Raw genomic sequence first — 7,416 nt, 5'->3', positions numbered from 1 at the left:
GTGCTGGAGGGGGGGATTTGGTGCTGGAGGATGGGCGGGTCGGGTTACGGAAGAGCGGTGGCCTGAGGCGCCGTCGTCCGCACCCGGGCGAGCAGGTCCCGCAGTGCGGCGGAGACGGCGTCCGGGTGCCGGTGGGGCAGCAGATGCCCCGCCCCGGCCACCTCGCSMWSKYCGGYGCCSKGCRSGGCRCCGRMSWKSGCGMGGTGGAAGTCCGGCGGGCACAGCGCGTCGTGCTKYCCGTRCMGCACGACGGCCGGGCACGCGGCGGAGCGCAGGGCGCCGACCGCGTCGGTACGGGTCGCCTGCGCGGCGAGCTGGGCGCGCGCGTCGGCCGGTCCGACCGAGTGGGCCATGCGCCGGTAGCACTCGGCCGCCTCCTGTGCGGGCTCCGGCGTGGCGAACATGCCGGGCAGCGTCTGCTCGACGACGTCGGCGAACCGGCCGTCGGCGATGGCGGCGTCCATCGCGCGCCACGCGGCGTACTGCCCGGCGCGCGGCGCGCCCGCGTTCGTCGACATCACGCAGAGCCCGGCGACGCGCTCGGGCGCCCGGCGCAGTGCCTCGAAGGCGACGATGGCGCCGAGACTGAGCCCCACGGCGACGAACGGTCCGGGTACGGCGGACAGCAGGTCGTCGGCCATGGCCCCGATGTCCGGCTTCGTCAGCTCCAGGTGATGCACGGGGTGGCCTCGGGGGAAGGCCACCTCCGACCAGAGGCTGTCGTCGCACAGCATGCCGGGGAGGGTGACCAGCGGAAGCGGGTCCGGCGCCGCGCGGCAGGGCACGGCGCTCACCAGGGGCGCGCGGAGCGGGGGAGGAGTGCGTAGGGCGCGCGGTAGCCGTTGTGGTCGATGCCGACGCCCGCGTCGGCCGCGGCCTTGGCGACCTCGTCGTCCCACTCCAGGCGCACCCGGCCGTCACCGGAGTTGACGACGAGGAGCAGGCCCCGCGCGTCGCCGACGTTGCGCAGGGTGCGCCAGGCGTCCTGCGGCACGGAAAGCATGTCGCGCGGTCCGAGCCGTACCGTGACGGGGTCGGTGCGGTTGAGGGTGATCTCCCAGGTGCCGTCCTTGACGATCAGCGTCTGCGTCTCGTGCTGCCGGTGGAGGGAGACACCCTGGCCGGGTTCGGCACGCAGCCAGGCGAGGTTGTGCCCGTGCGGGTTGAAGACGCGCGGCTCCTGGTGCGGGTCCTCGGTCATGCCGTAGCCGATGACACAGCTCAGCTCGGCCCCCGCGCCCGGCAGGGTGCTGTCGAGGAAGGGCCGGTCGGACCAGATGAGTTCGTCCGCCGCCGCGACCCGCCGCTTCATCTCCTCGGCGCTGTAGTGCCGCAGCCGGTCGATGTCCTCCTGCGCCATCGGCTTGGTCAGCTCGGCGTCGGCGGGCAGTTCGTCACCGGCGACGGTGTCGATGAGCTTGTTGTCGGCACTGAGATAGAGGCCGTGGCCCTCGGCCTCGCGCAGGACCGAGGGGCCCCAGATGATGCCGCCGGTGTGGTCCATGCCGAGCACGGTGAACATCCAGCCGTCATCGGGGCCGGTGTTGGTGAACCCGCGGAAGATCCAGGTGGGGACGGAGGCGATGTCACCCGCCTTGAGCAGGTATTCGCCCTCGGTCCCCGCGGCGCCCCAGCGCAGCAGGTACTCGCCCTCGGTGCAGACGAACACCTCGGCGGTGTAGTGCAGGTGGAGGTTGTTGGTGATGCCGTGCGGCATGGCGGCGGCACCGATGTTGTAGCCGTGCGGCAGCCGGAGGTTGACGTGCTGACCCGCGGCCTGGGAGACCCCGGGCCCGATCATCGCGTAGTTCTCCTTCCGGTCCGAGCCCGGCGTGCGGCAGTCGATGAAGGCCTGGTTGCAGGAGACGAAGTCGCTGCGGCGGACGGTGCGGCGCCCCAGTTCGGCGGTGGTCACGACGGCATCGGGCATGACTGCTCCCTCGCGAGAAGCGGTGGAAGCGCTCCTCGGCTTGCTTGGAATACGTATGCATTGCCATGACAGGTGTTCTGCCCGGCGATGTCAAGGGGGTTGGCAGGGTCGACTTCGGTGCCACGTTGTCCCGCGTGCGACTTGACAAGCGCAGCGCGAGTTGGCCGAAAGCGCCGTTCCGTGGGCGTTCACGCGCGGCAGTACGACATACGTATTTCGTATACTCGTCGCTACGCGCGCCAGGGGGTGGCGCACCGGCGACTGGAAGAGGGCCGATGGCGATCACGAGTCACGACGTGGCGAGGCTGGCGGGCGTCTCGCAGCCCACGGTCTCCCGCGCCCTGCGGGACGATCCCCGGGTGTCGGCGGCGACGCGCGAGAAGGTCAGAAAGGCGGCGCGGGCACTGAACTACGTGCCGAGCGAGGCGGGCCGCGCCCTGTCGACCCGGGCCACCCGGCGCATCGGGGTGATCGTGACCGACCTGACCAACCCCTTCTACCCCCATGTCATCGCGCCCCTGCACGACGAGCTCCAGCGGCTCGGGTACCGCATGATGCTGCTCACCGAGCGCTCCGACGACGCGGTGGCCGAGGAGAAGCTCCTGGACCAGTCGCTCGACGGGGTGGTGCTCGCGACCGCCACCACTGATTCGAGCCTGCCCGCCACGCTCGACCGGCGCGGCATGCCCTACGTCTTCCTCAACCGCGACACCGGGGCGCGCGGCGATTACGCCTCCGTCGTGGACAACGAAGGCGGTGGACGCCTGGCCGCCGAGGTGCTCGTCGAGCTCGGGCACCGGCGCGTCGCGGGCGTCTTCGGCGCGGCCAACACCACGACCGGACGCGAGCGCGAGATGGGCTTCCGCCTCGCGCTCGCCGACGCGGGCATAGGGCTCCCGAAGGACCGCGTGGCGCGCGGCCCCTTCGAGTACGAGACGGGCTACGGCGCGCTGCCCTCGCTGCTCGGCGCGGCGGAGGCGCCCACGGCGGTCTTCTGCGGCAACGACGTGGTCGCCATCGGCGTCCTGAACGCGGCCCTCGCGGCCGGGCTCCGGGTCCCCGACGACCTGACCGTGATCGGCTTCGACGATCTGCCGATGGCGTCCTGGGAGGTGTTCCGCCTGACCACCGTCCGCCACGACCTGCAAGAGCTGTCGCGGCAGGCGGCACGCCTGCTGATCAGGCGGATCAACGGCGAGGCCGACCCGGATGGCGAACGCCTGGTGCTCCCGACCGAGTTCGTGCCCCGGGCCACCCACGCCCGCCTGCACTGATCGCGTCGCGGGGCGCGGGGCGCGCTCAGAGCTGCTCGCGCAGCGCGTCGGGGACGGCGTCGAAGGCCCCGGAGGCGCGGCCGATCCGGTCGATGCGGAGGGTGGCGGTCGCCCCGTGGGCGGCCAGGCCCTCGAACGCCGAGATCCGCTCGACGGCGGGCGCGAGCGCGGCGGTGCCCTCCTGGGCGGCCCGCTGGTACGTGAGCGGCTTGAGGAAGCGGGAGACGGAGAGCCCCGCGTTGTAGCGGGCGGTCTTGCCGGTCGGCAGTACGTGGTTGGTGCCGGCGATGCCCTTGTCGGAGTAGGCGACGGTCGACCAGGGGCCGATGAAGAGCGAGCCGTAGTTGCGCAGGTGCTCCAGGTAGTAGTCGTCGTCCTCGGTCTGGACCTCCAGGTGCTCGGGGCCAAGGACGTCCGCCACGGCGATGGCCTCGTCGCGGTCGCGCACCACGATCACCGAGCCGAAGTCGCGCCAGGCGGGGCCGGCGATGTCCCGGGTGGCGAGGCCCTCCAGCTGCCGCTCGATCTCGGCGGCGACGGCCCGTCCGGTCCTCTCGGAGGTGGTGATCAGGGCGGCGGGTGAGTTCGGCCCGTGTTCGGCCTGGCCGAGCAGGTCGGCGGCGACCCAGGCCGGGTCGGCGCTGTCGTCGGCGATGACGGCGACCTCGGAGGGACCCGCGAGCAGGTCGATGCCGACCCGGCCGAAGAGCTGCCGCTTGGCCTCGGTGACGAAGGCGTTGCCCGCGCCGACCAGCATGTCGACCGGCGCCTCGCCGAGCAGGCCGAACGCCATGGCGCCGAGTGCCTGGACGCCGCCCACGGCGAAGACGCGGTCGGCCCCGGAGAGGTGGGCGCCGTAGAGCACGGCCGGGTGGGCGCCGTGCTCGCCCGACGGGGGAGTGCAGGCGACCACGGTCGGGACACCGGCGGCCTTGGCCACGCCCACGGTCATGAACGCGCTGGCGAGGAGCGGGAAGCGGCCCGCGGGGAGGTAGGCGCCGACGCGTGCGACGGGGACGTAGCGCTGGCCGCCCCGCACGCCGGGGGCGACCTCGATCTCGAAGTCGGTCAGGTGCTCGCGCTGGGCGGTGGCGAAGCGGTGCGTGCGCTCGTGGCCCATCTCCAGGGCGGTGCGGACGTCGGCGGGCAGTGCGTCGCCGGACTTCTTGAGCTCGGTGGCGCCGATCTCAAGATCGCCGGACCAGCCGTCGAGTTCGCGGCCGAAGGCGCGAACCGCGTCCAGGCCCTTGGTCTCGATCTCCTTGAGCATCTGGGAGACCCGCTCGACCACCTCGGGGTCGCGCTGGGCGGGCGGCCCGTCGACGGCCGGCTTCTTCAGCCAGGTGAGGGGCGCGAGGGTCTGCTGTTCGTCGTGCGTGATCTGCATACCCGGGACGGTAGACGCGGCGCTGCCACAGGACTAGAGGGGCGATTCCTGAAGGTGCCACAGGTTTTTCCTGTGACACTGGCGCCTTCTTTTCCCGTCCGGCAGTGGCGCACCGGCCATCGACCGGCCGCCGTGCCGTCACGCCCGCAGGCCGCCGCCGAGTTCCCGGAGAGTGTCCTCGGCGAGCCGGGCGAGTTCGCGCGTGGCGCGGGACAGCGGGCGACCACGCCGTCTGACCAGGGCGATCGTGTCGTACAACGGCTCGGCGAAGGGGGCGGTGCGCAGCCCGGCGGGGAACGAAGGCCCCGAGATCACTGCTCGGCTCGCGATCGTGTCGCCGACCCCGGCCGCCGCCAGCTTCAGCGCGGCTTCCACGTGTTCCAGCTCGATCAGCGGGTCGACGCGGACCCCGGCGAGCTGGGCACGCTCGGCCAGCTGGCGCCGCGTGGGGTCCTTCCAGCCGTAGTGCGCGTCGTACAGGACCAGGGGTGCGCGCGCGAACGTCTCGATGCTCACCGGGGCGCTGGTGCGCTCGGCGCTCGCGCTGACGTAGAACACCTCGTCCCGCAGGAGGGGCGTGACGGCGAGTTCGTCGTCGTCGATCGGCAGCACGACGAGGCCCGCCTCGATGCGCCCCTGCGCGACGGCGAGCGCGGTCTCGGCGGAGTTCTGGCCCACCAGGCGGACGCGGACGGCCGGATAGCGCGCGTGGAACATCCGCACCAGATCGGCGAGCAGGTAGTAGTCCGCGTTGCGCAGCACGCCGAACGTGGCCGTGCCGCCGCCGAGCGACCCGAGGGAGCGCACGGCCCGGGTCCCGCTGTCCGCCGCCGCCACCGATTCCTGCGCGTACGGGAGCAGCTCCGCACCGGCCGCGGTGAGCGTGAGGGTGCGGCTGCCGCGCAGGAACAGCTCCGCGTCCAGCTCCGTCTCCAGGCGCCGGACCAGCTCGGAGGCGGACGCCTGGGCGATGTCCATGGCCTGGGCGGCGGCGGTGAAGGACCCCAGGCGCTCGGCCTCGACGAAGGCCCTGAGCTGATTGAGCGTCATACCGGACCCCGGCGCTCGACGCGGTTCACGGTCCGGTGCTGCGGTGGTTCGTCGGGCATGGCCGCAGCGTATCGGCACCCCGCCGCCACAGAACGCGCACCGCCGGGCACCGGCCGCTGCACCGGCGTCGCCGCGCGGGCCCCGGTCCTTGCCACCCGCCCCGGCCCCCGTACATGCTCGGAATCCGCCGCGACGAGGGAGCGCCCGGCACGAGGAGGAACGGTCGATGGAGTACCCGGATCTGTCCGCGCTGCCCCCGGAGCTGCGGGACGCCGTGGCCGCCCACGGTTCGCTCAACGTCTACCGGATGCTGATGCACTCACCGTCCCTCGCGCCGGGCATGCTGGCACTCGGGGACGCCGTCCTCCAGCGGAACGCGCTGCCCGCCGCCCTGCGTGAACTGGCCATCCTGCGGGTCGGCCACGTCTGCGCTGGCGCCTACGCGGTGCACCACCACGAGAGCGCCGCGCGCGGCCTCGGCCTCGGGGAGGCGGCGCTGGCCGCCGCGAGGACCGGTGAGGCCGAAGAGCTCCCGGGGCCGGAGGCGGCCGTGCTCGTGGCCACGGACCGGCTGCTGACCCGGCACACCCTCGACGGACCGGCGCGGGAGGAACTCCTGGCCGTCCTGACCGTGCACGAACTCGCCGACCTCGTCATCACCGTGGGCTTCTACCAGCTCGTCTGCGGCTTCCTCAACACCTTCGGGGTGACAACGGAGGGAGAGGTGGAGGGCGAGGCTGCGGCCGGGGACTGAGGGCCGTCGCCCCCGCGTCCCGCTCCCCGTGGCCTCGGGCCGAGCCTGCGGTCGAGTGCGGCGCCGACCTCGGGGCAGTTGTCGCGGATGACGTCGAGGAAGGCGTCGAGCACCGGGGAGCGGTCCAGGGCGGTGAAGGACAGGACCAGGTCCGGCAGCGGCGTGCGCGGGGTCACCTCGCAGAACCACGTGCCACGGCGCGGTGCCGCCAGCATGCGGGTCGGCCCGAGGCCCACGCCCACACCGCAGGCGGCCAGGCCGATGATCGTGTGGACGTCCCGCGCGACGGTCGCGCCCACCAGGGCCGGGGAGTCCGCACCGAGCAGCGCGTGCAGTCCGGCGACGACGGCGGGCTCGTCCTCGCCGGGCGCCACGATCAGCGGCTGCCGCAGCAGTTGCGCGGCGCTGACGCTCCGCTGGCCCGCGTAGGGATGCGTGCTGCTCACCACCGCGATCAGGTGGTCCCGGCCGATCGGCACCGAGACCAGACGCTCGGCGCCCGCACCGCGCGGCCTGCCGAGAGTGATCGCCGCATCGAGCTCGCCCGCGACGAGGGCGGCCGTGCTGCGGCTGGTCGCCATCTCGTGGAGTTCGAGGCGTACGTCGGGCCGTTCGCGGCCGAAGCGGCCGAGGACGTCCGGCAGCGGTTCGAGCAGGGCCGACGCGATGAACCCCAGGCGCAGCCGTCCCGTCTCGCCGCGCGCGGCCCGGGAGGCGTCCACCGCCGCCGCCGTGATCTCGTCGAGCGCCCTGCGCGCCCGGGAGAGGAAGGCGTCGCCCGCGGCGGTGGGAAAGACGCCCCGCCGGGTGCGGTCGAACAGCCGGGTGCCCACGTCCCGTTCGAGGTCGGCGATCTGCTTGGACAGCGGAGGCTGGGCGATCCCCAGGGCGGCGGCGGCCCGGCCGAAGTGCGCGTGCTCGGCCAGCGCCAGGGCATACCGCAGATGCCGCGCCTCCATACCGACCTCCGGCCATACCTGAGGGATATCGCCGACCAGCCTGCCAGATCTCACACTGGATG

General features: G+C 73.3%; 6 protein-coding genes and 1 pseudogene. 2 read left to right on the top strand and 5 right to left on the bottom strand.

What is annotated here, in order from left to right; genetic code table 11:
* Window positions 1-44 precede the first annotated feature (44 nt).
* Together AB8Z36_RS27025 and AB8Z36_RS27020 are read right to left on the bottom strand one after the other, a co-directional pair.
* Window positions 45-734 (bottom strand): annotated as a pseudogene (locus AB8Z36_RS27025) (alpha/beta fold hydrolase).
* A 56-nt stretch (window positions 735-790) separates the two neighbouring features.
* Window positions 791-1,930 carry a cupin domain-containing protein gene (locus AB8Z36_RS27020; protein ID WP_369215987.1) on the bottom strand — a complete coding sequence of 380 codons (1,140 nt, stop codon included), beginning with the start codon at window positions 1,928-1,930 and terminating at the stop codon, window positions 791-793.
* A gap of 275 nt (window positions 1,931-2,205) precedes the next feature.
* Here AB8Z36_RS27020 and AB8Z36_RS27015 point away from each other — a divergent pair, with 275 nt between their 5' ends.
* Complete coding sequence (locus AB8Z36_RS27015; RefSeq protein WP_369215986.1) at window positions 2,206-3,204, top strand: LacI family DNA-binding transcriptional regulator; 999 nt, start codon at window positions 2,206-2,208, stop codon at window positions 3,202-3,204.
* Window positions 3,205-3,229: 25 nt separating this feature from the next.
* On the opposite strand, the gene hisD is transcribed toward AB8Z36_RS27015, so the two are convergent.
* Window positions 3,230-4,591: a histidinol dehydrogenase gene (gene hisD / locus AB8Z36_RS27010; RefSeq protein WP_369215985.1), complete on the bottom strand. Its 1,362-nt coding sequence runs from the start codon at window positions 4,589-4,591 to the stop codon at window positions 3,230-3,232.
* Between the two features lie 138 nt (window positions 4,592-4,729).
* Window positions 4,730-5,641 (bottom strand): LysR family transcriptional regulator, encoded by a 912-nt coding sequence (locus AB8Z36_RS27005; protein WP_369215984.1) that lies wholly within the window; start codon window positions 5,639-5,641, stop codon window positions 4,730-4,732.
* 226 nt (window positions 5,642-5,867) lie between these two features.
* Between AB8Z36_RS27005 and AB8Z36_RS27000 the strand changes: the two genes are divergently transcribed.
* Window positions 5,868-6,395, top strand: coding sequence for a carboxymuconolactone decarboxylase family protein (locus AB8Z36_RS27000; RefSeq protein WP_369215983.1), 528 nt, complete (start codon window positions 5,868-5,870; stop codon window positions 6,393-6,395).
* Here the strand turns inward: AB8Z36_RS27000 and AB8Z36_RS26995 are convergent.
* Window positions 6,311-7,354 (bottom strand): LysR family transcriptional regulator, encoded by a 1,044-nt coding sequence (locus AB8Z36_RS26995; protein WP_369215982.1) that lies wholly within the window; start codon window positions 7,352-7,354, stop codon window positions 6,311-6,313. The two genes, AB8Z36_RS27000 and AB8Z36_RS26995, sit on opposite strands and share 85 nt — an antisense overlap.
* Between the last annotated feature and the right edge of the window lie 62 nt (window positions 7,355-7,416).

The sequence above is a fragment of the Streptomyces flavofungini genome (assembly GCF_041028215.1).
GTDB lineage: Bacteria > Actinomycetota > Actinomycetes > Streptomycetales > Streptomycetaceae > Streptomyces > Streptomyces flavofungini_B.
The sequence above is the reverse complement of the archived record's forward strand: the minus strand, read 5'-3'. Positions and strand labels throughout refer to the sequence as shown.